General features: G+C 70.3%; 24 protein-coding genes and 1 tRNA gene. 13 read left to right on the top strand and 12 right to left on the bottom strand.

Annotated features, from left to right (window positions below; translation table 11 throughout):
- Positions 1-174 precede the first annotated feature (174 nt).
- From MXD59_RS04610 to MXD59_RS04590, 6 genes are all read left to right on the top strand, one after another.
- On the top strand, positions 175-1,317 hold the full coding sequence (locus MXD59_RS04610) for a MinD/ParA family ATP-binding protein (RefSeq protein ID WP_248823669.1): 1,143 nt from the start codon (positions 175-177) through the stop codon (positions 1,315-1,317).
- Entirely contained in the window at positions 1,314-1,727 is a 414-nt protein-coding gene (locus MXD59_RS04605; RefSeq protein ID WP_248815751.1) for a DUF6112 family protein, read from the top strand. Before MXD59_RS04610 ends, MXD59_RS04605 begins: the two co-directional genes overlap by 4 nt.
- Positions 1,728-1,778: 51 nt before the next feature.
- Entirely contained in the window at positions 1,779-2,588 is an 810-nt protein-coding gene (locus MXD59_RS27715) for a DUF8175 domain-containg protein (protein WP_504858335.1), read from the top strand.
- A 113-nt stretch (positions 2,589-2,701) separates the two neighbouring features.
- Positions 2,702-4,018, top strand: coding sequence for a hypothetical protein (locus MXD59_RS04600; RefSeq protein WP_248823560.1), 1,317 nt, complete (start codon positions 2,702-2,704; stop codon positions 4,016-4,018).
- A gap of 149 nt (positions 4,019-4,167) precedes the next feature.
- The gene (locus MXD59_RS04595; protein ID WP_163549494.1) at positions 4,168-5,670 is read left to right on the top strand and encodes an SCO6880 family protein; all 1,503 of its coding nucleotides are present in this window, start codon (positions 4,168-4,170) and stop codon (positions 5,668-5,670) included.
- Positions 5,667-7,622 carry a putative type IV secretion/conjugal transfer ATPase gene (locus tag MXD59_RS04590; RefSeq protein WP_372511909.1) on the top strand — a complete coding sequence of 652 codons (1,956 nt, stop codon included), beginning with the start codon at positions 5,667-5,669 and terminating at the stop codon, positions 7,620-7,622. Before MXD59_RS04595 ends, MXD59_RS04590 begins: the two co-directional genes overlap by 4 nt.
- On the opposite strand, the gene MXD59_RS04585 is transcribed toward MXD59_RS04590, so the two are convergent.
- A complete protein-coding gene (locus MXD59_RS04585) occupies positions 7,589-8,545 on the bottom strand; it encodes an SCO6745 family protein (RefSeq protein ID WP_163549495.1) in 957 nt (318 codons plus the stop codon). The genes MXD59_RS04590 and MXD59_RS04585 overlap by 34 nt on opposite strands.
- Positions 8,546-8,737: 192 nt before the next feature.
- Entirely contained in the window at positions 8,738-9,280 is a 543-nt protein-coding gene (locus MXD59_RS04580; protein WP_248823659.1) for a YbhB/YbcL family Raf kinase inhibitor-like protein, read from the bottom strand.
- Between the two features lie 134 nt (positions 9,281-9,414).
- Here MXD59_RS04580 and MXD59_RS04575 point away from each other — a divergent pair, with 134 nt between their 5' ends.
- The gene (locus MXD59_RS04575; protein ID WP_248823559.1) at positions 9,415-9,753 is read left to right on the top strand and encodes a P-II family nitrogen regulator; all 339 of its coding nucleotides are present in this window, start codon (positions 9,415-9,417) and stop codon (positions 9,751-9,753) included.
- Positions 9,754-10,043: 290 nt separating this feature from the next.
- Here MXD59_RS04575 and MXD59_RS04570 read toward each other — a convergent pair whose 3' ends face one another.
- On the bottom strand, positions 10,044-10,943 hold the full coding sequence (locus MXD59_RS04570; RefSeq protein ID WP_248823558.1) for a VTT domain-containing protein: 900 nt from the start codon (positions 10,941-10,943) through the stop codon (positions 10,044-10,046).
- Positions 10,944-11,392: 449 nt separating this feature from the next.
- Here MXD59_RS04570 and MXD59_RS04565 point away from each other — a divergent pair, with 449 nt between their 5' ends.
- Positions 11,393-12,721 carry a lipase family protein gene (locus tag MXD59_RS04565; RefSeq protein WP_248823557.1) on the top strand — a complete coding sequence of 443 codons (1,329 nt, stop codon included), beginning with the start codon at positions 11,393-11,395 and terminating at the stop codon, positions 12,719-12,721.
- A 1,058-nt stretch (positions 12,722-13,779) separates the two neighbouring features.
- Here MXD59_RS04565 and MXD59_RS04560 read toward each other — a convergent pair.
- Complete coding sequence (locus MXD59_RS04560) at positions 13,780-14,433, bottom strand: TetR/AcrR family transcriptional regulator (protein WP_248823556.1); 654 nt, start codon at positions 14,431-14,433, stop codon at positions 13,780-13,782.
- Between the two features lie 195 nt (positions 14,434-14,628).
- Here MXD59_RS04560 and MXD59_RS04555 point away from each other — a divergent pair, with 195 nt between their 5' ends.
- The 4 genes from MXD59_RS04555 (at position 14,629) to MXD59_RS04540 (ending at position 18,739) form a co-directional block, all read left to right on the top strand.
- Positions 14,629-15,054, top strand: coding sequence for an organic hydroperoxide resistance protein (locus tag MXD59_RS04555; RefSeq protein WP_248811047.1), 426 nt, complete (start codon positions 14,629-14,631; stop codon positions 15,052-15,054).
- A gap of 339 nt (positions 15,055-15,393) precedes the next feature.
- Positions 15,394-16,863 carry a glycosyltransferase family 4 protein gene (locus MXD59_RS04550; RefSeq protein WP_504858338.1) on the top strand — a complete coding sequence of 490 codons (1,470 nt, stop codon included), beginning with the start codon at positions 15,394-15,396 and terminating at the stop codon, positions 16,861-16,863.
- A 9-nt stretch (positions 16,864-16,872) separates the two neighbouring features.
- Positions 16,873-17,613 carry a class I SAM-dependent methyltransferase gene (locus tag MXD59_RS04545; RefSeq protein ID WP_248823554.1) on the top strand — a complete coding sequence of 247 codons (741 nt, stop codon included), beginning with the start codon at positions 16,873-16,875 and terminating at the stop codon, positions 17,611-17,613.
- On the top strand, positions 17,600-18,739 hold the full coding sequence (locus tag MXD59_RS04540) for a prenyltransferase/squalene oxidase repeat-containing protein (protein WP_248811041.1): 1,140 nt from the start codon (positions 17,600-17,602) through the stop codon (positions 18,737-18,739). Before MXD59_RS04545 ends, MXD59_RS04540 begins: the two co-directional genes overlap by 14 nt.
- On the opposite strand, the gene MXD59_RS04535 is transcribed toward MXD59_RS04540, so the two are convergent.
- The 5 genes from MXD59_RS04535 to MXD59_RS04515 form a co-directional block, all read right to left on the bottom strand.
- The gene (locus MXD59_RS04535; RefSeq protein ID WP_248823553.1) at positions 18,722-19,339 is read right to left on the bottom strand and encodes a class I SAM-dependent methyltransferase; all 618 of its coding nucleotides are present in this window, start codon (positions 19,337-19,339) and stop codon (positions 18,722-18,724) included. The genes MXD59_RS04540 and MXD59_RS04535 overlap by 18 nt on opposite strands.
- A gap of 50 nt (positions 19,340-19,389) precedes the next feature.
- Positions 19,390-20,067 (bottom strand): peptide deformylase, encoded by a 678-nt coding sequence (gene def, locus MXD59_RS04530; protein WP_248823552.1) that lies wholly within the window; start codon positions 20,065-20,067, stop codon positions 19,390-19,392.
- A gap of 131 nt (positions 20,068-20,198) precedes the next feature.
- Positions 20,199-20,495, bottom strand: coding sequence for a hypothetical protein (locus MXD59_RS04525; protein WP_248823551.1), 297 nt, complete (start codon positions 20,493-20,495; stop codon positions 20,199-20,201).
- A 176-nt stretch (positions 20,496-20,671) separates the two neighbouring features.
- Complete coding sequence (locus MXD59_RS04520) at positions 20,672-21,052, bottom strand: roadblock/LC7 domain-containing protein (protein ID WP_248823550.1); 381 nt, start codon at positions 21,050-21,052, stop codon at positions 20,672-20,674.
- Positions 21,053-21,104: 52 nt separating this feature from the next.
- Positions 21,105-21,470, bottom strand: coding sequence for a roadblock/LC7 domain-containing protein (locus MXD59_RS04515; RefSeq protein WP_248823549.1), 366 nt, complete (start codon positions 21,468-21,470; stop codon positions 21,105-21,107).
- Between the two features lie 144 nt (positions 21,471-21,614).
- On the opposite strand from MXD59_RS04515, the gene MXD59_RS04510 reads away from it, so the two are divergent.
- A complete protein-coding gene (locus MXD59_RS04510; protein WP_248823548.1) occupies positions 21,615-22,754 on the top strand; it encodes a hypothetical protein in 1,140 nt (379 codons plus the stop codon).
- Positions 22,755-22,782: 28 nt separating this feature from the next.
- Here the strand turns inward: MXD59_RS04510 and MXD59_RS04505 are convergent, their stop codons facing one another.
- From MXD59_RS04505 to MXD59_RS04495, 3 genes are all read right to left on the bottom strand, one after another.
- The gene (locus MXD59_RS04505; protein WP_248823547.1) at positions 22,783-23,628 is read right to left on the bottom strand and encodes a DNA adenine methylase; all 846 of its coding nucleotides are present in this window, start codon (positions 23,626-23,628) and stop codon (positions 22,783-22,785) included.
- Between the two features lie 797 nt (positions 23,629-24,425).
- Positions 24,426-24,499 (bottom strand) — tRNA-Ile (locus MXD59_RS04500).
- Between the two features lie 65 nt (positions 24,500-24,564).
- Positions 24,565-25,506, bottom strand: coding sequence for a DUF3566 domain-containing protein (locus tag MXD59_RS04495; RefSeq protein ID WP_248823546.1), 942 nt, complete (start codon positions 25,504-25,506; stop codon positions 24,565-24,567).
- Positions 25,507-26,211 lie beyond the last annotated feature (705 nt).

Raw genomic sequence — 26,211 nt, 5'->3', positions numbered from 1 at the left:
GAGACGAGCGCGCCGACGCCGAAGCATCGGCCCGGCTCGCGTCATCTGCCGGTCTCGGAGCCGTCCGGACCGCAAGCCACCGGTCCGGTGCCGGAGCCGCAGGACGAAGTCCCGGTACGGCTGTCCATCCGGGATCGCTCCCGTCTTCCGCTGCCCGGGTCGTGGCGGATCGCCGTGACCTCGCTGTTTCCGTACTCGGGAACGACGACCCTGGCCGGCGTGATAGGCCTGACCCTCGCCGGCATGCGCGCCCAGCCTGTTCTCGCGGTCGACCTGTGGCCGGGCGAACCCGACCTCGGCCCCGGCCCCGGCCCGGCTGGCACCGCGAGCGCGGCGGCCGCGTCCACCGAGGAGGACGAACCGCGCGGCGATCCGCTGACCAGCCGCGTCGGCTCCGCGGGGACGACGACGGTCGCCGATGTCATCCGCCACCAGATCGGGGACGGGTCGCCCGCCGAACTGCGGCTGCTGATCGGCGGGCAGCGTTCGGGCAGCGCCCGGGACCTCGACGTGCTGCCCATGCGACGCGACGCCGGCCATCTCGCCCGGGAACTGCCGGGGGGCACCGGGACGTCCGCGGCCCTGCCCGTCGTGCATGACTCCGACGAGCCGACCGTGACCGCCGGCGGTCTGCGTTCGACGTTGGGCATGCTCGCGCACTCGTATCCGCTGGTCCTCGTCGATGCTCCGACCGACGCGCCCCTCACCGACGTCGCCGTACAGGCGGCCGACCTTGTGGTGCTCGTCACCCTTGCCACGGCCGCGGACCTCGAGGCGACCGTGATGCGGCTGCGCGCGTTCCGGGAAAGTGCCGGTGACCGTCCGGCCGGGGTCGGGCCGCTGGTCGTCGCCGCCGTTGTCGCACCTCGCCGAGGACGCCCGTCGCCGCGCACCCGGGCCGGCGCCGCTCGACTCGGACGCCAGGTCGACGCCCTGGTGCGGATTCCCTACGACCCGCGGTTGGACCCGAGCCGGCACACACCCGTCCGAATCCCGCGGCTACGGCGACGGACCCGGCGTGCATACCTGCGCCTTGCGGCGGCCACCATCGAAAACCTCTTCATCCTGGCAAAAGCCGAGGTAGGAACACCGAAAGCAGTGGGCCGGAAGCCGGGCACACCCTCACCTGGCACCGTCGACCTGATCACGAAGCGTGCGCAGACTGACCCCACCAGCGGCGTACCGACCACTACCGAGGATCACGGGGCACCGATGGGCGTATCATTCGGCGACCTACGGTCACCCACGGCCCCCTCGCGGATCGCCGGACCGGATCGTCCGGGCGGAGACCTGCCCGCGAGAAAGGAACCGCGATGATCCACGACGCCGCCTACGTCAAGGCGACCGTCTACCTCGCCGTTGAGGTGAAGCCGGATGACTCGAAAGCGCCTGGCATCAACGCGCTGAAAGACCTGGTCAACGGCCTGGCCGCCTATGCGGTCATCGCCGCTGTTGCGGCCGTGTTGCTAGGCGGTATCGCCTGGGCACTCGGCGAGCGGATGGGCCTCGAGCGCGCCTCGTCTGTCGGAAAGAGCGGGGTCATCGCGGGCTTCGGCCTGGCATTCCTCGTCGGCGCCGCCGCCGCCTTCATCAACTTCTTCCTGGTCACCGGCGCAACGGCCACCGCACCAGAGCCCAACATCGGTGACCTGCGCCCACCCGCCGTCGAAGTCTCCGCTGCCGCTGACCCCGGCGTGGTCCATGCCTCAGCGTCAACGCTGTTCTGACCGGATCCCCGGGTATCCGCGGGCGGACATTGCGATGATGGTCCTGCCGTCGTGGAAGGGGAGTGGGCGTTGCCGGGCGTAGCCGAAATCGTGGCCAGGCGGCTGATCATCATCGTCGTAACCGCAAGCGCGTTGAGCGCACTCGCCGGTGTCGTGATCGGCCGCTACGGCCTCCCGTACAACCCCAAGTCTCCTGACACCGCCTCAGTACAACCGTCGCCGGCATCAACCGCCCCCGGGGTAACCTCGCCAACCGCGGCACTTGTTCCGAGTCCTCAGCCGTCTGCGGGCAAGCCGGAACAGCCAGCCGACGGCGCCAGCCAGATTCCGGGACTTCCCACTCGCACTAACGAGTTCGATATTCCTGTCGGATATCCGCGCTCGGAAGCGGGTGCGGTCAGCGCATGTGCGAACTACGATCGAGCTTACGGAATTCCAGCCAATCGTACTCCCACGCGAGTCCACGACATGTTTCGATCGATCTCGACTCCGAGCGACGGAGAAAGACTTGCAAGCACGGTACTCGAGATCGATAAAAGAAACGCAGAATATCTCAAAGTAAATTCCCTCCAGTCTCCCGCCGTGAACTGGGTCGGAAGAGTTACAGGCTACAGCGTAACCTCGTACAACGAGAACACTGCGAACATCAGACTGTGGGGAATCGTCGGGTTTGGAATTTACAACAGCTCCGACCCAAACCTGGCCCCACGCGAGGGCTGGGGAACAGACGACTGTCAAGTCGTATGGGATTCGGGGGACTGGAAGCTAAAAGACGCAAAAGATGGCCCTTGGACCCCGGCTATCACTGAGCGGACAGCCGAGAGTTTCCGTGACTTCATCCTGGTGGGAGCTGGACAGTGATCGACGACACCCATGTTCAAGCCCTCCCGTTCCATCCTCTCGGCACCATTAAGAGTGCGATCACGGGGAGTGTGGAAGCCTACTTTGATTCTATGGGGCAGGCGTTCTGTGGGATGGCGGCAGATCTCTCCAGTGCCGTGTTCAGCTTTGCCGCACAGAAGACGTCGATCAATCTCAGCGCGGATTATGTTGTAAAGAACTACAACATTGCGTTCGGGATTGCGGTGCTGGTCGTCACGGGCCTGTTCCTGTGTGCGTGCATCATGGGTGCGGTCCGGGGTGACCCGCATCTTTTCACCCGAGCGGCGGCATCGACCGGTACGGCGCTCATCGGGTCCTTCATCGCGCTCGCGTTGCTTCAGATGATCCTGACCGCGGCCGACGGGATGGCGGAAGCCTTCGGCGACGGAAAACCGCTGGGCAACGACCTGGTGACCCAGCTGCGGGCGCTGCCGGAACAGGGCAACTTCGCGCTTGATCTCGTGTTGTCCCTGCTGGTGGCGATGTTCTCCTTCGCCCTGTTCGTCGTGCTCTACATCCGCAAGGTCGCCATCATTGTGATGGCGGTGTTCATCCCGCTTTACCTGGCCGGGCAGCCGACGATGTCCACCAGCGGGTGGATCAAGCGGGCCACCGAGATGCTCCTGGCACTGATCTTCGCCAAGCCCGTCATCTACGCGATTTTCGCGCTGGGCGCGGGGATGGCGAGCGACTCCACCGGATCACTGGTTGACCAGACACTGACGATCCTCAGTGGCACGGTTGTGATGATCGCCGCGGTGTTCGCGCCGTTCGTCCTCATGCACCTGATGGGCTTCGCCGACGTGCACCTCATGCGTGCGGTCGGCTCGGCCGGTCGGCGTAGTGCGGCGTCCTTCGGTCAGGGTGCGGGGGCGCTGCTTGGTTCGTCGTCGCGGGAGACCTTCCGCGGTATCGGCGCCCGCCTGCAGACCCGCAACCGGGGAATGCTCGGCGATGGCGGTGGCCTCGCCGGTGGCATCGGTGGTGGCATCGGCACGCAGCCAGGGCTTGCCCGGCCGGCGGCCCTGCGCAGCGGTCGGGGCGTCGGTGGATCGGCGCTGGGTGCGCCGGTACGTCCCGGCACGGCCACGGCCAGCGTGCGAGGCAACGCCGGACGGCCGCGGACCGGCAGCCCGGCGGCGGTCAGGACCGGCGGCGGTGGCGGCCGGCCCGCGATCGCGGGCAGTGCCGCCACCACACGGCAGCCCGCCCGAGCGGGGGCCGGGGTGGCCGCCCGCACCGGCGGAGGCTCCGGGGCTGCGGCGCGTTCCGCGGGGACGACCACCCGGGTGGCCGCGACCCGCGGTGCCAGCCCGGCGACCACCACGGCGCGTCCGGCGGCCCCCGCCGCGTCCCGGGCGCCCAGAGTTGGCGCGCCCACACCACCGACCCGCACCGGCGGCAAGTGAACAGGCCCCGAACACAGGCTCGCACGTGGGCAGGTAGACAGCCCGGAGCACCGGTCCGGGCACAGGTCCGGGCACAGGCGGGAACATGGGCCGGAGCGCCGGCCGGAACAATGCGGTGGCGAGCGGCGAAGGAGCAAGTGAGGTAGTCGATGGTCTCGGAACGCAGTTACCGCTTCGGGCCGCTCGAGCGCGGCGGCGTCATGCTCGGCATGCGCTGGCCGCAGCTCGGCCTGATGATCGTCGTGATGCTGTGCGTTCTCGGCGCGCTACGCTCACCGCTCATCTTCGTTCCGGTCTGGGTACTGCTCTCACTGGCCCTGCTGTTCGTCGCGTTCGTCCGGGTGGAGGATCGTAACCTCGACCAGTGGGTGCCGATTCTTTTCGGCTTCACGATGCAGAAGGTGACGGGCGAATCGGTGTTCCGCGGCGCGTTCTTCCGGCTCGGTTCCGAGGACGACCAGCTCAGTCGTACGGTCCTTCCCGGGCCGCTGTCCTCCCTGGTGATGCTGTCCGTGCCCGTGGGCGGTGGGCGCTACGTCGCCATCGTCAAGGATGCGAAGCGGCAGACCTACACCGCGGTGCTGCAGGTGCGGGGCAGCCAGTTCGCGTTGTTGGAGTCCGGGGATCAGCAGGCCCGGGTCGATGCCTGGGGTGAGCTGCTCGCCGGGCTCACCGCCGGTGGCGGTCGGCTCTCGCGCATCCAGTGGCTGGAACGGACCCTGCCCGACTCCGGTGACCAGTTGCAGCGGCACTGGCGGGTCCGCGGTCACCACGACGACTCGTGGGTCGCCAACGCCTACCAGCAGGTGATCGACGCGGCCGGGCCGGTCGCCCAGCGGCACGAGACCTACCTGTCGTTCCAGTTGCGCGCCAAGGACGCCCGCCGTGCCATTCAGCGGGCCGGCGGCGGGGATCAGGCTGCCTGTGCCGTCCTGCTCGGTGAGCTGCGCACGATGGAGGCGGCGCTGGCCCGCGCGTCCATCAGCACGGTGGGCTGGCTGCCGCCACGGGCACTCGCCGCTGTCATTCGCACCACCTACGATCCGTACTCGATCGAGATGATCGACGCCCGGGGTGGTGCGAGCACCGACCTCGCCGGCGGGCTCAAGGGCCTCGCGTCCGGCATCGACCCGGCCGTCGCCGGGCCGGTCCGCACGGTCACCGCCTGGGATCACTACCGCACCGACTCCGGTTACCACACCACGTACTGGATCAACGGGTGGCCGCGTGTTCCGTCGCCGGCGGCGTTCCTCGCCCCGCTGCTGATGGAGACCACCTGTCGGCGTACCGTGTCACTGATCGTGGAGCCGCTCCCCGGGCGTAAGGCGGAGAAGTCGGTGAACCGTCGACGGATGGCTCACCTCGGTGAGCAGCAGATGCGAGACAAGGTCGGCAAGGTCACGACCCAGCGGGATGTGGCCGAAGCCGATGAGGTCGAACGTCGCGAGCAGGAGCTGATCGCCGGTTTCGGCGCGTTCCGCTTCCACGGGTTCGTCACGGTCTCCGCCGACGACCTTGATGGTCTCGCCGACGCCTGTGGCGAGGCCGAGACCCTGGCTTCCCGCAGCCGCCTGGAGATGGTGCGCCTCGTCGGCGAGCAGGACCAGGGCTTCAGCGTCGGCGCGCTACCGCTGGCAGTAGGAGTGGCATGAGCCCAGCGCACGACAACCGCATCCCCCTCGACGGCCCGGACGGGTACGGCGCCGGCGCCGGTGTCGGTGCCGGCGACCAGTATGCGGACGATGACGAGTACTGGGACGGCGACGCGGATGACGTGATCGACCTCGACGACCTCGACCCCGACGGCTACCAGATGGCGGCCTACGAGGCCGCCTCCCACGATCCGGGACGAGACGCCGAGGGCTTCGTCGACCTGGGTGGCGGCCCGCGCCGTCCACGCGGCTCAGCTCGAGGGCAGCAGGCAGCGCCGCGCCGCGGCCGTCGGGCGGAGAAGGCCGCGGCCGCCGCGGAGAAGGCGGCGATGCGCCGGGCCCAGTCGGCGCTGCGCCGCGGCGCCCAGCCACCGCGCATCATGGGCCAGTTCGCCGGGCGTAACTACCACAAGCTGCGGTTGCCCGCGCACATGGAGACGACAGCGCAGATCGCCGGCATCTACCCGTTCGTCGTCGACTCGGGGCTCGACGCTCCCGGGATGTACATCGGCCGGCATGTCTGGTCGGGCAACTCGTTCGACTTCGACGTGTTCGAGCTCTACCGCCAGCAGGTCATCGAGAACCCGAACTTCGCCGTGTTCGGCGCGGTCGGTTCCCGCAAGTCGGCGCTGCTCAAGACGCTGATCTCGCGGGGTGCGGCGTTCGGCTACCAGGCGGCGGTGCCCTGTGATCCCAAGGGCGAGTACACCCGGCTCGCCCGCCGGCTCGGCTGCGAACCCACCTACATCGGCCCCGGCATGTCGACCCGACTCAACCCGTTGGACGCCCCGCCGCGACCGCGTGGCATCGCCGACGCCGACTGGGCCCGTGAGGTCAAACGAGCCCGGTCCGCGCTGCTGTCGTCGCTGATCGAGACGGCGAAGGGCGTGCCGCTGACCCCGGCCGAGCACACCGCCGTCGACCTCGCACTCGACGTCGTCACCCGGCAGATCACCGGCGCCGACCCCGAACGCTGGGCCACCCCGCTGCTGCCCCACGTCCTCGAGGCGATGACCGACCCCACCGACGCGGACTGCGTCGACCTGCCGATGACCGCCATCGAACTGCGCGACGCCTCCCGGGATGCCACCCTCACCCTGCGCCGGCTCACCCATGGCGCGCTCGGCGGTCTGTTCGACGGGCCGACGACGTCCCCGTTGGACTTCGACCGGCCGATCGCGGTGCTCAACCTGGAGCGGGTCCAGGGCAGCGACGAGATGCTCGCGCTGATCATGACCTGTGCGCAGGCCTGGATGGAAGCGGCGCTGATGCGCCAGGACGGCGTGCAGCGTTACGTCGTCTACGACGAGTGCTGGCGGCTGATGCGCTTCGCCGGGCTTGTGCGCCGGCTGTCCGCCCAGCAGAAGCTCGCCCGCCAGTGGGGATGCGCGAACGCGATCGTCGCGCACCGCATCTCCGACCTGCTCTCCGCCTCCCCCGACTCGGTGGAGATCGCCAAGGGTCTGCTCGCCGAGACCGCGATCCGCATCCTGTACAAGCAGGCCTCCGACCAGATCTCCGACACCCAGGAGGCGCTGGGCCTCACCGATGTCGCCGCTGACCTGCTGCCGCGGCTCGACCCGGGGTTCGCGCTGTGGCTCATCGGCGCCCGGGCGTTCTACGTCGAGCATGTCGTCGGTGACCTGGAGATCCCGGTCGTGCTGAACGGGTCGAAGATGCACGGCGAGGTCGACGACACCAACCTGACGCCGGACGACCTCGACCCCGCCGAACTCGACCCGCCCGACCTCGGGGCCGCCCTGCCACCCGGCCCCGGCGCGTTCGGCACCGCCGCGTTCAGCGACGGTGCCGGGGTCGGCCAGCTCGCCGATGGTGCGGTCGCGGGCCGCGGGGACCATGACCAGGGGGATCATGACCAGCCGGACGCCAGCGGCGAGCCGTACCCCGGCGGTTACGGCTACCCGTCGGTGGAGCCCAGTTCCGCGGGCTGACGCAGCCGTTCGACCGACAGCGCCGACGGCGGCGGCCAGTCCAGCCCGATCGGGTTGGGCCAGGTGAATCCGCCACCGACGGCGACCCGCTCGGCTAGCCCGTAGAGGGTCTCGTACAACTCGTCGCGTTCCGGCCGGGTCAGCACCCGGTACGGTCCGGCGGCGAGCAGGTCGGTCACGTTCTCGATCTCGGCGCTGGCCTGGGCGCCGAGCGAGGTCAGCGAGCCATCCGGATGCAGCCAGCCGCGGCCGGCCAGGCCGCGCACCGCGGCGGCCCATTCCCCTTCGCTCCAACCACGCGACATCCGCGACTGTTCGGCGGGGCTGCGTCCCGTCGCCGAGGCGAGCACGAGCGCCTCGCACGGCCCGACCTCGGAGCGCACCAGAGCGGCGAGATGCCCGTCCCCACGATGCTCACGCAGGACGGTCAGCGCCTGCCACAACGCCAGATGCGGCTCACCGGGGATGGGCAGCGCGGCGTTCGCGGCCGCCATCGGCCGGCCCGCGGTCACCGCGGCGGCGGCAGCCCGGCCCGCGAGCTCCGCCGCGCGGCGCACCGCCGCCCCGGTCGCCTCCAGCCCCCACAGATCGCGTAGGACGTCGTCCATGGCCGCCAGGCGGGCGTCGAGCAGCCGCGCCGGCGACGAGTAGGCCCAGACATCCGGCACGGACCTGGCGATCCGCCGGGGGGCGAACGTGTAGAAGGTCGCGGTGATCGCCGCGGCCGAGGCCGCGCCGAGCGGCGCCGCCCGCATCCCGACATAGCTCATCCAGAATCCGTGACAGCCGGCCTCCGCGCCGAACCGGGCCACCGCCGGATGGAAGTAGATGACCGCGTGAATCGGTTCGGCCACCTCCCAGATCCGACGCGCGTCGTTCGCGAACGCCGCGCCGAGCTCGTCTCGCTGTCTGCCGTCGCCCATGCAGTCCTCCCGACCGTGAGTCCTTTTCAGACTCCCCCGCGGCGGCGGGCCTATGCCAATGACGGCAGGCACCGTCGGGCACCGATCGGCCGGTCCAGCCGCGGCCGGGGGCCGCATCCAGCGGGAACGTCCCGGAAACGCGATCGAAACGACCCTGGCCCGGCAACCACTCAGGTGCCGGGCAGCGGGCCGTCAGTGCTGGAAGGTCACCCGCAGCACCGCGCGGGCCAGCGTGTGGAAGGCCAGATTGAACCCGACGACGGCCGGCGTCACCTCGTCGTTGATCTCCAGCTTGGGGACGTCGACGGCATGCACGGTGAACACGTAGCGGTGCGGCACATCGCCCTGCGGCGGCGCGGCACCCTCGTAGTGCTTCGTCCCCAGGTCGCTACGGACGTGGTAGGCGCCGGCCGGCAGCCCGGAGAGGTCACCGCTGCCCGCGCCGGTCGGCAGTTCGCCGGTGCCGGCCGGCAGGTCGACGAGGACCCAGTGCCAGAAGCCGCTGCCGGTCGGCGCGTCCGGGTCGTAGCAGGTCACCACGAAGCTCTCGGTCTGCTCCGGGGCGCCGGACCAGGTCAGCTGCGGGGAGATGTTCTGCCCACCGGCGCTGTCATGCACCTGCGCGGTCGGCATGGCGGCACCGTCGACGAGGTCGGAGCTGGTGACGGTGAACGTCGGGCGCACGGGCAGCACGTCGTACGGGTCCGGGGCGGTGCCGCGGTCGAGCAGGGCCATGGTCTTTCCTTTCGCTGCGCGCTTCACGGTGCGCGCTTCGATGACAATCCGGAGACAGGCTCGTTATCTGCCGGTTCTACGCTGTGGATGAGGCGGTCGACACCAGCGGTGTGACCAACGGACGAGAGGCAACCGTGAAGCTGGTCACCGCAGTTCTGCGCCCGCACCGGGTCGACGACGTCCGCGCCGCACTCGGCACCTTCGGTATCCAGGGTATGACAATCAGCCAGGTCACTGGTTTTGGTACGGAGCTGTGGCGCACCGAGACCTACCGCGGCCGGCGCTTCCACGACGAGTCCGTGCTGTCGGTACGCCTCGAATGTGTGGTCGCGGATACCGATGTCGAGGACGTGCTCAGCATCATTCAACGCGTGGCGGCGACGCCGTCGAGCGGGGCGGGCAAGATGTGGGTGCTGCCGGTCGACTCGCTGACCCGGGTACGCACCGCCGAGCGTGGGACCGACGCCCTGTAGGCCCGACACCGGGTAGGCCCACCGTCGACCCACCTCCGACGGGGTGAGACGATCGTCACATTATCGAAAATCCTGTGCGCTACCTGCGTCTCTGCGTTCGAATATCTGCGGCACCCGCCCCGGTCGGGCGACAGTCCCGCGCCAAGCCGATACGGTTGACGAGTCCCGGCGGGCGTCCCGCCGACTCCCCCCGTATCGGTGTGGAGCCCGCCGGGACCCGAAGTCCGCTGCCTCCCGCGAGCCCCGGCTCGTCGCGGAGGCTTTTTCAGTCCGCCGTCAGGGACAGCGTGCTAGTTGCGGTACCCGGCGGAGTGCCGACCGCCGCCGCTGCTCCCACCGCTTGCGCTGCCACCGCCACGCCGCATCCGCATCGTGGCGGACGAGTCGAACGGCTGCCCATGCAGCTCCGGCTCGAGCGGCTCGAGCGGTTCCACCATCTGCGCACCAGCACCGTTCGCACCAGCACCGTTCGCGGTACCCGGCGCGTCGGCGTCGTCCCGCCAGTCATCGCCCGCCGGGGCGGCCGGGCCCGTGCCGGTGGCGGGCGGGCCGGCCTTGGCGCGGCGACGGCGCGCGCGCAGCATCTCGATGCCCATCGGCAGCACCGAGAAGGCGACCACGAGGATGAGCATCGCCTCGATGTTGTCGTGAATGAAGTCGACCGAGCCCAGGAAGTAGCCGAGCAGGGTGATCCCGCAGCCCCAGAGCAGGCCACCAATGACGTTGTAGATCGCGAACACCCGGTAGTTCATCCCACCGACCCCGGCGATGACCGGGGTGAAGGTCCGCACAATCGGAACAAACCGCGCCAGCACGATCGACTTGGGACCGTTCTTCGCGAAGAACTCGTTCGCCTGCTCCAGATGCTCGCGCTTGAACAACCGCGAGTTCGGCCGGCTGAACAACGACGGTCCTATCCTGCGCCCGATGAGATAGCCCACCTGGTCACCCGCCACGGCGGCCAGGCCGATGAGGATCACCGCCACCGGCAGCGGCGTGGAGACCTCGTCCCGGGAAATCAGCATGCCAACGGTGAACAGCAGCGAGTCACCGGGCAGGAAGAAGCCGATCAACAGGCCCGACTCGGCGAAGACGATCAGTAGGACAATGACCAGACCTGCCTTGACCAGGCTGTCGGCACTGAGCGCATCTGGTCCGAGAGCGAGCGTGTTCGACGCCAGTGTGGTCACGAGAGCGGGCCTCCGCCGGTTTCGGGACGACGGGATGAACGAACTGTTCCGACCGCGGCAACCACCGGCCGCCGCACCGCACCCGCCTGCGGACACCGTAAGGGTATCCACCCGTTGCCCGTGACCGGCCATCGCCCATGGGCATCTGACCGAGATCCACAGAAGGTCCACAGCTTCGGCTCCGCCCAGGAGCACCGCCCGCACCTTCGGTGGCAGCGAAGATCCGCCCGCCGAGACGCTGGCGAGATGCTGGCGAGTACCGGCGGTCACACCGCCCACGGCTGACTCGTTCCGGCCCCGATCGGACACCAACCAGACACACCGACCAGCGGCCAGCGAGATCACTCAGACCAGCACAAACGGTGCAGTTCGCGATCCGGGTTACCTGGATCAGGGGTGACGCCAAACCCCGATATCAGCTCACTGATCGTGAACCATACGCTTATTGTGTGCGTTTTCCGCGACTGCCCGTAAGTGGTGGTTCCCCCCACCGCGGGATGCGGCTGCCACTGATCGTTCTGCTCCTCGGCCTGGTTCCGTTGACCGCCTGTGGACGGCCCGCCGGTGCGAGCCCGGACGGTCCCCCCTCGCCCAGCGGACCCGGGCGGCCAGGAGACCTGGTCGAGCAGACCGAGGTGCGCGGCGCACCACCCGGAATCCGGGCCTGGCGGATCGTCTACCGGTCGCGGACCTTCTCCTCCTCGACAGCGCTGGTGTCCGGTCTGGTCCTCGCCCCGACCGCCCCGGCGATATCCACAGCACCCACGGTGCCCACGGTGCCCACCGCGAAGACGGTGCCCACAGGTTCGACGGTGACCGCGGCAAGCACGGTGACCACGGCGACGGTGACCACGGCGCTGTCCACAGCCACGGCGGTGCCCACCGGTGGGCGTCGGGTGGTGTCGTTCGCGCACGGGACGACCGGGGTCGCCGACTCCTGCGCGCCGTCCGTCGCCGAGCCGCCGCTGGCCGCCGCCGCGTGGACGTTCTCCCTCGTCCGCGCGGGCTATGTGGTCACCCTCACGGACTACGCGGGCCTGGGCACTCCCGGGGAGCACGCCATCTACGTGGCCGGCCCGGAGGGCCGGGCGGCGTTGGACATCGTCCGGGCCGCGCGTGCCATCAGGGCCAGCGGGGCTGGGCGCGACGTCGTCCTCTGGGGTTATTCACAGGGTGGGCAAGCAGTGCTCTCCGCCGGGGCACAGGCCACCACTTATGCACCTGACCTGCAAGTTCGTGGGGTGATCGCGACCGCCCCGCTGGCCGATCTGCCCGCATCGCTGACCGCCCTGGAGCACCATTCGGATGGTGTCGCCTACCTGCTGCTCGCGATGATCGGCGCCGCCGACGCTGACCACCGGATCAACCTCAACAGCTACCTGACCCCCAAGGGTCGTCGCCTGCTCGCCATCGCCCGGACCCGCTGCGCGCCGGACCTGCTGGCCGCGAGCAACGGGGTCCCCGTGGGGGCCGCGTTCCGGCAGAACCCGTTGCGTCTGGCCCCGTTCGCGACCGCCTTCGCCCGGCAACGGGACGAGGTCACCCGCCGCATGGCACCGACGCTGATCCTGCAAGGTGACCGCGACACGGTGATCCGCCGCCAGGACACCGACCGCGTCGTGCGCCGCCTGTGCGCCACGGGCACCACCGTGGACTACCGGCGCTATCCACAGGCGAACCACGGCACCGTCCTCGGTGCCTCCATGACCGATCTGACCAGTTGGACCGCCCGCCGTTTCGCACCCCATCCCCTGGCGGTCACCGACATCTGCCCCTGACGTCACCACGGTGCTCATCCACAACGTCGACGGTGACCATCCCGGTCGAGACGCCCGGACGCGGTGTCCGTCCACGGCGATCGGGCAATGCGGTCGACAGGACGACGCACCCCGCCTGGTGGTCATCGCCGTGCCGTCCGCAGGGCGACCAGTCGGACGCTCGCGACGCTCTCCCCGGACGGACAGCGAGCGCACTGTGCGCGGTCCCATCGGTGCTCGGCCACGGTGCCCGTCCGGGAGTCGAGCCCTGTGCACGGGTGATGGCGGCTGCGGGCACGGTGCCCGCCTGAGGACGGGGTCCCCGTACGCGGTCCTGTCGGTGCTCGGCGATGGTGCCCGTCCGGGAGCGGGGCCCTGTGTACGGGGATGGTGGCTGCGGGCACCGGGATGGCGGCTGTGGGCGCGGTGCTCGTCCAGGGGTGGGGTTCTGGCTGCAGGGCGGGGGCGGTGCCCCTGTGCGCGCGGCGATGTCACCGGTCGGCCGGTGGAAGGTGGGCACCGTGAAGGCGACGGTGACCGGGCACTGTCAGTGCGGTCGTCGATGCGGTGCCCGTGCTGGACCAGGGTGCGGCCCGCCACGGTGACCATCGCCGTGGGTGGTGCCAGTGTGCTGCTGACGGTGACCGCTGAGGTTGAGGGCCACGTCAACGGCCGCGGTGGGCCTCCACAGGCGGCACACAGTGCCCGTGGATGGGCATGGTGTGGTCGGACCGGTGCGCTGTGCACAGCCGGGGTGAGGCGTGGCTGCGAGGCACGGGGCGTCCTAGTGGTCATGGTCAGCCACGGTGCTCGTCCACGGTGCGGCTCGTCAGGTGAGGGCGAGAGCGACTGGCTGCACCGCTGGGCTCGGCGGTACCCGCGGATGGGCAGGCACGAGCGAGGTCGGTGCCCATCGGCGGACGGTGACCGCTCGGCGGCAGTGAGCCATCCACAGTGGCGAGTCCGGCTTGAGCAGCGACCGGGCCCGGTGCCCGTCCAGGGCGAGGGCTCAGCGCGGACGGTGACCCTGCGCGGACGGTGACCCTGCGGGGATGGTGACCCTGCGGGGATGGTGACCGTCAGGGGGCAGGGGGGTGTTCGGGGCGGACGGCGGCGAGGCAGAAGTCGACCAGGCGGCTGTGGAAGGTCTCGTGGTCGAGGGGCTGAGGGGCACCGAAGGCGTGGCGGGCCAGCAGCGAACCGAGGAAGGCGCCGGAGGCGAGGTCGGTGTCCAGGTCGGCACGGGCCTCACCGCGGGTCACCGCGTCGTGGAAGGCGTCCTCGATGGCGGCGGCGCAGCGGTCGACCGACTCACGGCGAAACGCCGCGTACATCGCTGGAAATCGGGGCAGTTCGGCCATACAGCGGCCGAGGATCGACATCCGTGGCTCGGTGAAGACCGCGTCCACCAGGGGTGCGAGTCGCAGGAGGTCACCGCGCAGGGCTCCGGTGCGGGGCGGGACGAGGCCGGCGGCCAGGGTGCCGAGGGCGGCCAGAACGAGGTCGTCCCGGTCGGGCCAGCGCATGTAGATGCCGCGCTTCGCGACTCCGGCGCGGGCGGCGACGCTGTTGACGCTGAACCCGGCGACGCCGTTCTCGGCGAGCTCCGCGACGGCGGCGGTCAGCACCCGGGTGTCGATGGTCGCGTCCCGCGGTCGTCCCCGCCGAGGGCGGGATGCCTCGCCGGTTCCGCCCGCTTCAGTGGGATTTGGACTGTCCGTGATGTCCGTCATGTCCGTCACGCTCGCCGTGTCTGCCGGGTTTGCCATACCTGCTGCGTGCGACCTGTCCGGACCGGGATTCCCCGGCCGGCCCGGCTCGATGTGGCCTCCATGTGGGCAAGGCTAAGCCGAGGAGGGGTGTGGATGACTTCCTTTTAGGGCACCGCTGTGGTTACTTAAATCTATCGCGCGACCTACGGAGGCAGCATGACGAACGCGCTCTACTCGGCCACCTCGACCGCCTGGGGTGGCCGGGACGGCCGGGTGGCATCCAGCGACAACCGGCTTGACCTGCAGCTGTCCATGCCCAAGGGGCTCGGTGGGGACGACGGTCCGGGCACGAACCCGGAGCAGCTGTTCGCAACCGGCTACGCGGCGTGTTTCCACAGCGCGCTGAAGGCGGTGGCGCGCGGCCGGAAGATCGACGTCAAGGACTCCGCCGTGTCGGTCACCGTGTCACTCGGTCAGGCTGACGGGGGCCTCGGCCTGAGCACGCGGATCGAGGCGCAGGTCCCCGGACTCGACCGCGCCGTCGCGCAGGAGCTGCTCGCGGCTGCCCACGAGATGTGCCCGTACTCCCGTGCTACCAGGGGAAACGTGCCGGCCGAGGTCGTTCTCGTCGACGAGGAGTGAAGCTGGCGCGGTGACCGCCCACGGCGATCGCCCGCTTGCCCGTGCGGGGACGGGGCTCCACCCGGGGCACCGTCCCCGTGGGCACCGTCCCGGCCGCGCGCACGGTGCCCACAGCACAACGAAGCCGTGTCAACTCCAACGCTCTCCGTCTTTGCGCAGCCTGGGAGCAACTGGGCGTCACGTGATTCGGGTGAAGGTCAACCGCGAATGTCCTAGTGTCGAACTGCACCACCCCCTCAACGTCGAGGGACCAGCCATGGCCCGAAACGAACGGAGGGCGCACACTTGCGGATCGCGTTGTTGTCGTACCGGAGCCTGCCCACCTGCGGTGGCCAGGGGGTGTACGTCCGACATCTGTCCCGCGAACTGGTCGCCCTCGGCCATCACGTGCAGGTGGTCAGCGGACCGCCATACCCGGTGCTCGACCCTGGCGTCGAGCTGACCGAACTGCCCAGCCTCGATCTCTACGGCGAGGCGGACCCGTTCCGCTGGCCGAAGGCGGCCGAGCTGCGCTCGCTACCCGACGCCGTCGAGGTCGCGATGATGCGCACCGGTCAGTTCTCCGAACCCCTGTCGTTCAGCCTGCGCGCCTACCAGGCGCTGCGGCCACGCGCTGCCAGTGGGCGGCCACCGTTCGACATCATCCACGACAACCAGGGGCTGGGTTACGGCCTGCTGGCGCTGCGGTCGGCGCTGCGTCCCCACCGGATCCCCGTGGTGAGCACCGTGCACCACCCGATCACGGTGGACCGCCGGCTCAGCCTGGAGGCGACATCCGGCTGGAAGGCCCGCACCGGTATCCGCCGGTGGTACTCGTTCCTGCCGATGCAGGCACGGGTGGCCCGCGGACTGGACGGGATCGTCATCCCGTCCGAGAGCTCGCGCCGCGAGATCATCACGGACATGGCGCTGCCCACCGAGTGCATGCACACGGTGCCCCTGGGGGTGGACTCGGACATCTTCACCCCGGCGCCCGCCGGGGCGTCGCCGGTGCCCGGCCGAATCGTGGTCGTGACCAGTGCCGATGTGCCGCTCAAGGGGCTCGGGGTGCTGTTGGAGGCACTCGCCGCGCTGCGCCGCGAGCGGCCGCTGGCCCACCTGGTCTGCGTCGGGAAGGTCCGCGAGGGTGGCCAGGCCCAGCGCCGGGTCGCCGAACTGGGCCTGGCGGACGCGGTGACCTTCCGTTCCGGCGTGCCGGAGCTGGAGCTCGTCGACCTGCTGCGCTCCGCCGAGGTCGCGGTCGTTCCCTCGCTGTACGAGGGCTTCAGCCTGCCGGCTGTCGAGGAGCTGTCCTGCGGGATCGCGCTGGTCGCGACGACCGCGGGCGCGCTGCCCGAGGTCGCCGGGCCGGACGGTGAGGCGGCGCTGCTCGTCCCACCCGGTGACCCGGTGGCGTTGGCCGGCGCGATCCGCCGGCTGCTCGACGACCCTGACCTGCGGGCCCGGATGGGTGCCGCCGGCCGCCGCCGGGTGGAGCAGCGTTTCTCCTGGCGCGCGGCGAGTGCTGCCACCGCGGCCTGGTACGCCGAGCGGATCGCCGCCGTGGGCGGCACCCCGACCTCGCCCTACCCCGGTGCGACCTGGCCGTGGATACCGCAACCCACGCCAGCCACGGGCACCGTCTCATCCACAGGTTCGGCGGTGCCCATCAGTGGGTCAGTGCCCATCAGTGGGCCAGTGCCCATCAGTGGGTCAGTGCCCATCACCGCCACGGTGCCCACTTCAACGGCAGTGCCCACCTCGCCGACGGTGCCCACCGGCGCCACCTCGTCGGCGACGGTGACCGGGCCGTCCGCGCCGGCGAACTGACCGGCCGCCATGCTCACCGTTGACTTCGACCGTTTTCCCGTGCCCGAGGGCACCCGACTGCTCGACCTGGGCTGCGGCGGTGGACGGCACACCTTCGAGGCGTTCCGTCGCGGCGCGCAGGTGATCGCGCTGGACTACTCCTTCTCGGATGTCCGGGATGTCCAGGCGATGCTCGGCGCGATGACCCTGGAGGGGCAGGCTCCACCGGCGGGACGGTCCGCCGTGGTGCGCGGCGACGCGCTGGCTCTGCCGTTCGCGGACGACACGTTCGACCGGGTCATCGCCGCGGAGATCCTCGAACATCTGCCCGCGGACACCGCGGCGATGGCCGAGATCGCCCGGGTGGTGCGTCCGGGCGGGTGGATCGCGGTCACCGTGCCCAACCGGCTGCCCGAGAAGGTCTGTTGGAGCCTGTCCTCGGCCTACCACACGGTGCCCGGCGGGCATGTGCGCATCTACCGGCGCTCCGAGCTGCGGGAACGACTGAGGGGGGTCGGTCTCGAACCGGTCGACACGCATTTCGCCCATGCGCTGCACTCGCCGTACTGGTGGCTGCGGTGTCTTGTCGGTGTCCATGACGACGACCATCCGGCGACGCGGCTTTACCATCGGATGCTGGTGTGGGACATGATGCGCAGGCCTCGCGTCACGCAGCTCGCCGAGCGGGTCCTCAACCCGGTGCTCGGCAAGAGCATCGTGCTCTACCTGCGTAAACAGTCAAACCAGGAGGCCACTCGTGCGGTCCGTTGAGTCTGCTCCGGTGCTGGATTCCGAGGCGCTCACCGCGACCGCGAAGGCGATCGCCGCCGTTCAGGAAGCCGATGGTGCGATCCCCTGGTACCCGGGTGGGCACACCGACGCCTGGGACCATCTGGAGTGCGCGATGGCGCTCGACCTGTGCGGTCAGGTCGACGCCGCCGACGCGGCCTGGGACTGGCTGTGCCGCAACCAGCGGGCCGACGGTTCGTGGGCGACGAGCTACCTCGGGGGCGCGGTCCGGGAGGACTTCGTCGACAGCAACCAGTGTGCCTACGTCGCCGCCGCGGCCCTGCATCGGTGGCTGCTGTTCGGCGACGAGGAGTTCGTCACCGGGATCTGGCCGGTGGTCCGCCGCGCCCTCGACTTCGTGGCCGCGTTGCAGGCCCCCACCGGGCAGATCTGGTGGGCCCGATCCGCAGACGGTGCCCACTACCCCGAGGCGCTGCTCACCGGCTGTTCCAGCACCCTCCACAGCCTGCGCTGCGGGATGGCCCTGGCCGCCGTCATCGACGAGATCGGCAGCGACGGCGGTAAGGGCGGCGGCCGCAGCGGCGAGAGTGGTCGGGGGCGGGCCGCCGAGGCCTCGGCACGCTGGGGGCGGGCCGCCGACGACCTGCACCACGCGCTGCTCGCCCATCCCGAGTACTTCCTGCCCAAGGACCGCTGGTCGATGGACTGGTACTACCCGGTCCTCGGGGGTGCGCTGCGTGGGTCCGCCGGCCAGGCCCGGCTGGCGTCGCAGTGGGACACGTTCGTCGTGACCGGCCTCGGCGCCCGCTGCGTCGCCGACGAGCCGTGGGTCACCGGGGCCGAGACCTGCGAACTCGCGATCGCCCTGCACATGGTGGGCGAGACCGAGTCGGCGCGGCGGCTGGTCACCGACATGCAGTGCCTGCGCCACGCCGACGGCGGCTACTGGACCGGCTGGCAGTTCGCCGATGAGGTGTTCTGGCCGGTCGAGCAGTCCACCTGGACGGGCGCGGCGGTGATCCTCGCCGTGGACACGCTGGCCGGCGGGGTCACCGAGCAGCTGTTCCGCGGCGATGACCTGCCGGCGACCGCACTGACCGCCCTGACCGCGCGCACCTGCGGCTGCCAGTCACAGGACGCGGCGTAGCGTCCGCAGCGAACCGGTCCGCGACTGCTCCTCGAAGCCCTCGGCCAGGGCGCGCAGCAGGACGTGGTACGGCGCCTGGCCACCGTCGGCCGGGTCCGGGAACACATCGTGGATGAGCAGTGCCCCACCGGGCATGACATGCCCGACCCACGCCTCGTAGTCGGCCTGGGCCTGCGCCTCGGTGTGCCCGCCGTCGAGGAACAGCAGGGCGACCGGCGTCGACCACCATCGCCCGACCTGCTCGGAGCGGCCGACGACCGCGGTGACCACGTCCTCGACCTGGGCGTTCTCGAGGGTTCGGCGTAGATGGGGCAGCGTGTCCATCCGGCCGGTGCGGGGGTCGACCAGTGAGCTGTCGTGGTACTCCCAGCCTGGCTGGTTCTCCTCCGACCCACGATGATGGTCGACGGTGACCACCGTGGCACCGGCGGCCCGCGCACCCGCGGCCAGGTAGAGCGTGGACTTGCCGCAGTAGGTGCCGACCTCGCAGATCAGCCCGCCGGCCGGCACCTGGGCGGCCGCCCGGTGCAACGCCGCCCCCTCGTCGGGGGGCATGAAACCCGTCGCCGCCTCGGCCAGCTCCCGCAACGCCGTGTCCACCGCGTACTCCTCAGATCGACCGAACCCCTGCCAGCATCGGCGGTTCCAACCTAGCCGGCCGGCTGGCGGGCCGCCGCCCGCTCGGCCCGACGGGCAAAGATCTCGTCGCGGACCTCCTCCATCTCCTTGAGGGCCTTGCGCCGCCCACGGCTGGAGAGTCGGTCGATGTAGAGGCTTCCGTTGAGGTGGTCCGTCTCGTGCTGCAGGCAGCGGGCGAAGTAGCCGGTGCCCTCCAGCCGCAGCGGCGCACCGGTCTGGTCCTGGCCGCGCACGACGGCCCGATCGAGGCGGGCGACCTCCTGCGACGCGCCGGGCACCGACAGGCAGCCCTCGTCGCTCCTGACGAGGCGCCGCTCGGCCGGGTCGGGATCCTCGAGCACCGGATTGGCGATGTGCCCCACATGGCGGACGCCGTCGTCGTCAGTGCAGTCGTAGACGAACAGGGAGGTATCGACGTCGATCTGGTTGGCGGCGAGCCCCACCCCCTCGGCGACGTACATCGAGGCGAACATGTCGTCGATGAGCGCGGCGAGTTCCGGTGTGCCGAACTCGGTGATCGGCTGGCAGGGCCGGTGCAGGATCGGCTCGCCGACAACGGTGATCCGCCGGGGGTTGCCACGCGCCGTCTCCGGGGGCAACACCGGATAGCTCTCGACGGGCTCCCCCAGCACACGGACCCGCGGGTCCGGATCCTGATCCGCGTGGTTGTGGCGGGTACGCGAGGCCATGGCGACCTTCTCCCTTCGTCCGACCGGACGTTCGCGCCGGCGGTCGGCACCGTGCGGCCGGGCCAGCTCGGACGCTCGGGTGGCGGTCGTCTCGGGCCGCCATCGATCCTGCGCCGTGCAGTGAGATGAGCCTATGAGCTTGGCAGAACACCGGAGGGCAGGTGCGACGGCCCGGGCTCCGTGCCGGCCCCACGCCCGCGCCCGCGGCCTCGGCGCAGCTGCGCCCACCAGGCCGCGAACTCCTGCTCGGCCCGGCGCTGCCGATCATCCCGGCACGGCGGGCACTGGGTGTCCTGCGCGGGACGCTGACCGCAGGTGGCACACATCGGCTTGGCCCGTGCCGACCCGGCGCCGCGCACCATCTCGGCGTGGGCCTCCTCCACCGTGCGCCGACAGTAGCAGTGCACCGAAAGAGACGTGCATGTCACCCAGGGAGAAAGATCACCCGATCCATGATGCTCCGACCACTCATGGTCGCAGATCGAGCACGTGGACACGGACGTATTCGAGCACACCAACTGATCCACAGCCATCGGTTGTCCACAGCCCTCGGACGTTGACCGTGGACGAGCACCCTGCCCGTCCACAGCCAGCCGTGCCGTGCTCAGGCGGCGAACGCCGCGTCTATCCGGCGCACGGTGCCCCTCGAGCGCAGGTGCAGGATCTCCAGATCGAGCCCCTCATCGCCCAGGACGACGAGCAGCCGCGCCACACCCACGGCGTAGACGACCGCATGGCCCTGCTGGCACCGGATGACCACCCCGTCCAGCGGACCGAGCCCGACCTCCTGGCCGGTCGATCTGCCAAGGCCCAGGGCGGCGGCCGCCATCGCGGCGATCACCTCGGGCCGGGTGCCCTCGGCGTCCGCGCAGAACAGCAGACCGTCGGCCGCGGCGACGACGGTGCCGGTCACACCGGGGACCTGCGCGCGCAGGCCGTGCAGTTCGGTCAGTACCGCGTCAGTGATCGTGATTGCGGTGATCATCGGGGCCTCCTTCCAGGCGTCCGTCGGCGACAGCCACGGACGGGCGGGTCACTCAGAGGTCGAGTGCACGGGCGATGAGCCGCAGACTGTGCCGGGCGAGCGCGAGATTCGCGCGGGACCGATCCAGCACCAGGTAGAGGAACAGCGGACTGTCCGCCCGCTCGAGCAACCGGACAAGGTGATACTGCCGGTCAAGGCTGACGAGGATGTCCTCGATCCCGTCCCGGACGCCCAGCACGTCCAGAGCGCGACGCATTGACCGCACCACCTCCGTGTTCCCGGCCGACGCCGTTTCCAGGTCGAACTCCCGGCCGCCGCCGGCGGAACCGAGCATCATTCCGCTCTCCGCGTCGACCAGTGAAACACCGACCGCGCCGTCCACCTGCATGGCTTCCTTGAGCGCGGTCTCAATGTCCATAACCGTGTTCTCCTCAACCCGATGACCGGAGGATGTAATTCCTTCGCCAGCTTTGGCGATAACATGGCACAGACCGCCGGCATATCGTGTGGACACAACGACCGTACCGTTGCCCGATCAGCCTGTCACACCAGGGATATCACCATGGACGATGAGACGGACACCATTCGGGGTTACATTTCCCCGACGAACGATCGACCCCGAACGGAGGTCATCGGCCTGCCGACCCGCCGACCCGTCCCGCTCCAGGCATCGGCTCCGGAACCCGGTCCGGCATCGGCATCGGCATCGGCATCGGGTCAGCGTTCGGGCGTCATCGGCGGCGCGGAGTGGTTGCTGACCGCCCTGGTCAGCGGCGCCGACGACGCGTTCACCGGCAGCCTGGACGTGCGCGGAGCCGCCAGCGGCCGGGTGACCTTCCAGGACGGGATGATCATCGACGCCGGCACGTCCGCGGCGCCGGGGGTGGAGTCGGTGCTCCTGCGCTCCGGACGGGTCACGGCGCAGCAGTGGAGCGCGGTGCACACCGCGGGGGCAGCGATCGGCCAGGTGCCCGCCCTACTGGTCGAACGTGGCCTGCTGGGGCGTGCGGGCGTACAGATCCTGGCCCGGATCACCGTGATGGACGCGCTGTTCGCCCTGGCCAGCTCCGCACCCACCGCGGTGGCCCGCCAGCCGGCGCGGCCCGGCGCCGTGGCCGTACCGGCGCTGCTGCCCGCGCGGCCGGGGATCGACGCCAGGTGGGCGGTACGTGAGACCGCCCGGCGGCTGGCCGTCGCCGACCAGTGGAGCACCCAGTTCGGTCTGACCGCGCGGTCCCGGCCACGGCCGGCGTCCGGTGCGGCCCGCATGCCGACAGCCGCACCGCAGGTCAGCCTGCTCGCATGGATGGACGGCCGGCGGACCGGTCGCGACCTCGCCTTCGCGCTGGGCCGCGGAATCTATCCCGTCCTGACCGATCTCGCATTTCTCATCCAGCGGGGCTGGATCGAGCTGGCACCCCCGCAGGGGCATCCCCCGGCGGACGTTCCCACGCGGATGGCCCGACCGCGCTCGACGCCCGTCGACCCCTCGGTGCCCCGCCCCTACGGTGACCGTTTCCACCGGGCGCCGGCCACGGCCGACACCGCGCTCTCGGATCGTGCCCCGAGACGCCGCTACGAAATTCTGGTCGACAGCCCGCTACCCCGCCCCCCGATTTCCACCGCGGCCAGAATCGCCGAACAGCGGCATCGGCCAGCCGTGGACATGTCGCACCGCCACGGCCAGGGGGAGGCCACCTGACCGCAGCGACCGAAACAGCACCTGTTTCCTACGGAGCCATGGCCAGCTGCTCAGGAACAACGGGCTCGTAGTTGGTGAACACAAGATCCCAGCTGTTTCGCTTGCTTGAAACCAGATTTATGTCTCGGCGGGTCGCGAGCCGCGCCTCGCAGAAGTGCGCACCAAAAAGTTCGCGGACGAACTCGGTGTCACTGTTGGTGAGGGTGACGAAAACCCCCCTCGAGTCGGCGCGACGCATGGCCGCACAGAGCCGCATGTGATCATCTTCGCCGAACTGGCCTGGCGTGTAGCGCTTGAAATCCGCCCACCCACCGAGCGGAACATAAGGTGGATCCAGGTAGACCCAGTCGCCCGGCTGCGCCTGATCGATGGCAGCCTCGAAGTCGGATTCGACTATCGTGGCGTCCGCGAGCGCCCTGGACGCACGCAGCAGGGTGTTCCGGTTGTAGTAGGGTCGATCATATGCCCCGTACGGAGTGTTGAATCCGCCGCTCCTGTTCACCCGCCACAGGCCGCGAAAGCTGGTCTTGTTGAGATAGATAACCCGCGCCGCCCGCTCGAGATCGGAAAGATCGGCAGGACTCCACCGCCGGACGCCATCAAAGTACTCCGGCGTGTTCGGCATCGTGTCAAGAAGATCCATAACGTCAAGCGGGTTCTCTTTGACCTGCTGGAAGCAGGCGACCAGCTCGCCGTTTGCGTCGCTCAGCGCGGAGCTCGTGGGTCGGAGCTCGAAATAGACGGCGGCGCTGCCCAGGAATGGTTCCCGATATGCGCCGGAGAAGTCGGGTGCGATTGCCACCAGAGTACTGGCGTAGCGCGTCTTGCCGCCCACCCATTTCAGGAACGAGCGCTCGCTCGGCGCGAGACTCATAGGCTGTAGACGCGTCGACCGCACGTCCAGCATGTTACCGGGCCTGTGGGAGAAGATCCGGTAGCAGTGGCCTTCGGAGAGCGCGTCCGGTCCGCACCGGTCTTCAAAGGTGCTGGTTCGGACAGCGGACGCCCTGGCTCGAAAGGCGCGCTCCGGCCGCGACTTCGATGTCGACCTGAGTCCCGAAAGTGAGCCGGTCTGATAGGTGCAGGGCATGTCCGGGCCTCGCCACGGCGCCTTGACGGGCCGCTTTCCTCGCTCGCGAACCCGGTGGGAACCGGCGACCTTCCGTGCTCGAGGACCACGAACCGACTCTTCTGGACCGCCCGGCGACAGGCTCGCGATCTGTCAGATTCCCTGCGGATGCCGGGAACAGCCCAGAAGCGGCAGCATCGCGGCGACCGGAGCGAGGGCCGGCCGGGCTGGACCCGCGGGGCGTACGGCTACGTGGCCGCGCGGATGGACACCAGGAGCACCAGGACGCGGCCGCGCGGAAGCGCCCTGGCGTACGCGCTCCTGGCGGCCTCTACCCGTCGTCTGGGATCGCCGGCTCGGCACCGCCCAGCGCGGGCCTGGCGCCACCTGACCGGACGGGCCTGGCGGGCGGTGTGGGAGAGGAGCAGCCCGGTGTTCCTGGCCCCCGTCGAGAGCGAGCGGTGCGCCTGCGGCGCTCTCGTGCTGATCGCGCGGCGGGCCGGGGGAGAATCATGCTGCGAGCGCACCAAAAACGCACGTCGTGCGTTCGAGGATCTCACGATGATCGATCAGACAGGTGATCGGTGCGGGTGCGAAAAGTGTGGACCTAGGTGGACTTGAACCACCGGCCTCTTCCTTATCAGGGAAGCGCTCTAACCGACTGAGCTATAGGTCCGGACAACGACTGCAACCATACAGGACGGCGGCGCCGGGGTGGGTACCGGCGCCGCCCCGATCGCGCTACTGGTCGCTGAGGGTCACTTCGATGCCGCCGATCATCTCGGCGCAGAGGTTGTAGAGCAGGGCACCGAGGGTGGTCAGGGCGGTCATCAGGATCACGTTGATCGCGCCGATGAGCAGGCTGATCTCCATGGCCCGACCGAACGACAGCCAGCCCCGCACGTCACCCGCGCTGCTGTCGGTGAGGGTGTCGGCCGCGTCGGTGACGCTGTCGAACACGCCGATCGAGTTCAGGACGAACCAGAGCACCGCGACGGCGACGAGCAGGACGACGAAGACACACAGCGAGAAGGCGAAGCTCAGCCGGGTCACCGTGATCGGGTTGACCTTGGACAGGCGCAGCTTCGCGCGTCGGCCGGCGCCCGGTGGGCGGGAGCCGCCACCGGAACCGCCTCCGGTGGGCCTGGTGCCCTCGCCGCCGCGAGCAGCACTGCCCGGTCGGTCCCCGGGGGCGGTGTCGAACTGGCGGGCCAGCGCGTCGGGGGAGGTCCCGGTCATCGGACGGCCGGGACCGGCGGTGCCGGTGCGGGTGCCAGCGGCCGGGGTGCTCGCTGGTGCGGGGCCAGCGGTGGCCGCGGGGCCCGCACCGGTGCCTGGTCGTCCGTGCACGGTCGTCGCGGCGGATGCGGCGGGCGTCGCGGCCTGCACACGCGGCGGTGCGGCCGGCCGGACACCGTCAGGAGCGGCCCCGCGCGGCGGCGTGGCGCGGGTGCTGTCGGGCTTCGTGGCACGGCTCCTCGTCGTGGATGGCGGGCGGACCAGGGACATCGTGTCGTTGTCCCTGGTCCGTTCGGCCGGGGGCTCGGTACGGGCACTGGGCAGGCCCGCGGTGGACCGGTCGATGCCGCCAGCGGGCGTCGACGCGGGGGACCTCGCGGGCGACGATACGGCGCCCGCCTCGAGTTTGCGGGTTGCCGAGGCCGAGGCCGCCCCCGAACTCACCCTGCCCGCGGATGACGTGCCCGCGGACGAGCTTCCCGGCGACGACGTGCCTGGTGACGACGTTCCCGCACCCGCTCCTCTCGCGCCAGAGGCCCGAGCGGGCGGTGACTGGCGGGTGGTCGCCGCCGCGCTGGCGTTCGGCGGCTCCGCCTCGCCCCGGCTCGGGTTGCTCGCCCATGAACCGCCCTGGTCTCCCAGGCTGTCGGAGTCGTCCGTCGCCGACCGTCCCGACCGCTGGAAGAACGGGCTCGCGCTGGCTGACTCCGCCGCGCGGGACACACCGGTTCGACCGGAGTCACCGTTACCGGCGCCCCCAGTGCTCCCGTGGCCCCCCTCGCCCCCAGGACCCCCGGCGCCGCCGGTGTCCGTGTCCCCGGAACGAGCGGGGCCCTCGGAACGAGCGGTTCGGCTGGAGCCCTCGGCGCCGGTGCCTCTCGCCAGGCCGCCCGATGACGGTCCCGAGTCACCCGTCACAGGCATCACCATCGTCTCGCCGTCCCCGTCAGCCGTCCCACCACCACCGGACGCACCGCTACTGACGGACGCACCGCCACCGGCGGACGACCGGCCGCCGGACGCGCCACGACCGGGGCCCACATCCTTCGAACCCGCACGATCCGAACCAGCACGTTCCGAACCAGCACGTTCCGGATCGGCGTGATCGGAACCAGCACGATCGGAGCCGGCGGAGGCAGCGCCGCGCTG

Origin of the sequence: Frankia umida, assembly GCF_023242945.1 — a bacterium.
Lineage (GTDB): Bacteria > Actinomycetota > Actinomycetes > Frankiales > Frankiaceae > Frankia > Frankia umida.
Note: the sequence above shows the minus strand (reverse complement) of the source record. Positions and strands in the feature narration are given on the sequence as shown.

Excerpts from the sequence above, each read along its gene's own strand:
- MXD59_RS04510 (WP_248823548.1), top strand. The coding sequence starts at position 21,615 with ATGGACGATGAGACGGACACCATTCGGGGTTACATTTCCCCGACGAAC.
- MXD59_RS04560 (WP_248823556.1), bottom strand. The coding sequence starts at position 14,433 with ATGACGGACATCACGGACAGTCCAAATCCCACTGAAGCGGGCGGAACC.
- MXD59_RS04555 (WP_248811047.1), top strand. The coding sequence starts at position 14,629 with ATGACGAACGCGCTCTACTCGGCCACCTCGACCGCCTGGGGTGGCCGG.
- MXD59_RS04520 (WP_248823550.1), bottom strand. The coding sequence starts at position 21,052 with ATGATCACCGCAATCACGATCACTGACGCGGTACTGACCGAACTGCAC.
- MXD59_RS04580 (WP_248823659.1), bottom strand. The coding sequence starts at position 9,280 with ATGGCCCTGCTCGACCGCGGCACCGCCCCGGACCCGTACGACGTGCTG.
- MXD59_RS04545 (WP_248823554.1), top strand. The coding sequence starts at position 16,873 with ATGCTCACCGTTGACTTCGACCGTTTTCCCGTGCCCGAGGGCACCCGA.
- MXD59_RS04515 (WP_248823549.1), bottom strand. The coding sequence starts at position 21,470 with ATGGACATTGAGACCGCGCTCAAGGAAGCCATGCAGGTGGACGGCGCG.
- MXD59_RS04605 (WP_248815751.1), top strand. The coding sequence starts at position 1,314 with ATGATCCACGACGCCGCCTACGTCAAGGCGACCGTCTACCTCGCCGTT.
- MXD59_RS04585 (WP_163549495.1), bottom strand. The coding sequence starts at position 8,545 with ATGGGCGACGGCAGACAGCGAGACGAGCTCGGCGCGGCGTTCGCGAAC.
- MXD59_RS04505 (WP_248823547.1), bottom strand. The coding sequence starts at position 23,628 with ATGAGTCTCGCGCCGAGCGAGCGCTCGTTCCTGAAATGGGTGGGCGGC.
- def (WP_248823552.1), bottom strand. The coding sequence starts at position 20,067 with ATGGCCTCGCGTACCCGCCACAACCACGCGGATCAGGATCCGGACCCG.
- MXD59_RS04590 (WP_372511909.1), top strand. The coding sequence starts at position 5,667 with ATGAGCCCAGCGCACGACAACCGCATCCCCCTCGACGGCCCGGACGGG.
- MXD59_RS04600 (WP_248823560.1), top strand. The coding sequence starts at position 2,702 with ATGGCGGCAGATCTCTCCAGTGCCGTGTTCAGCTTTGCCGCACAGAAG.
- MXD59_RS04595 (WP_163549494.1), top strand. The coding sequence starts at position 4,168 with ATGGTCTCGGAACGCAGTTACCGCTTCGGGCCGCTCGAGCGCGGCGGC.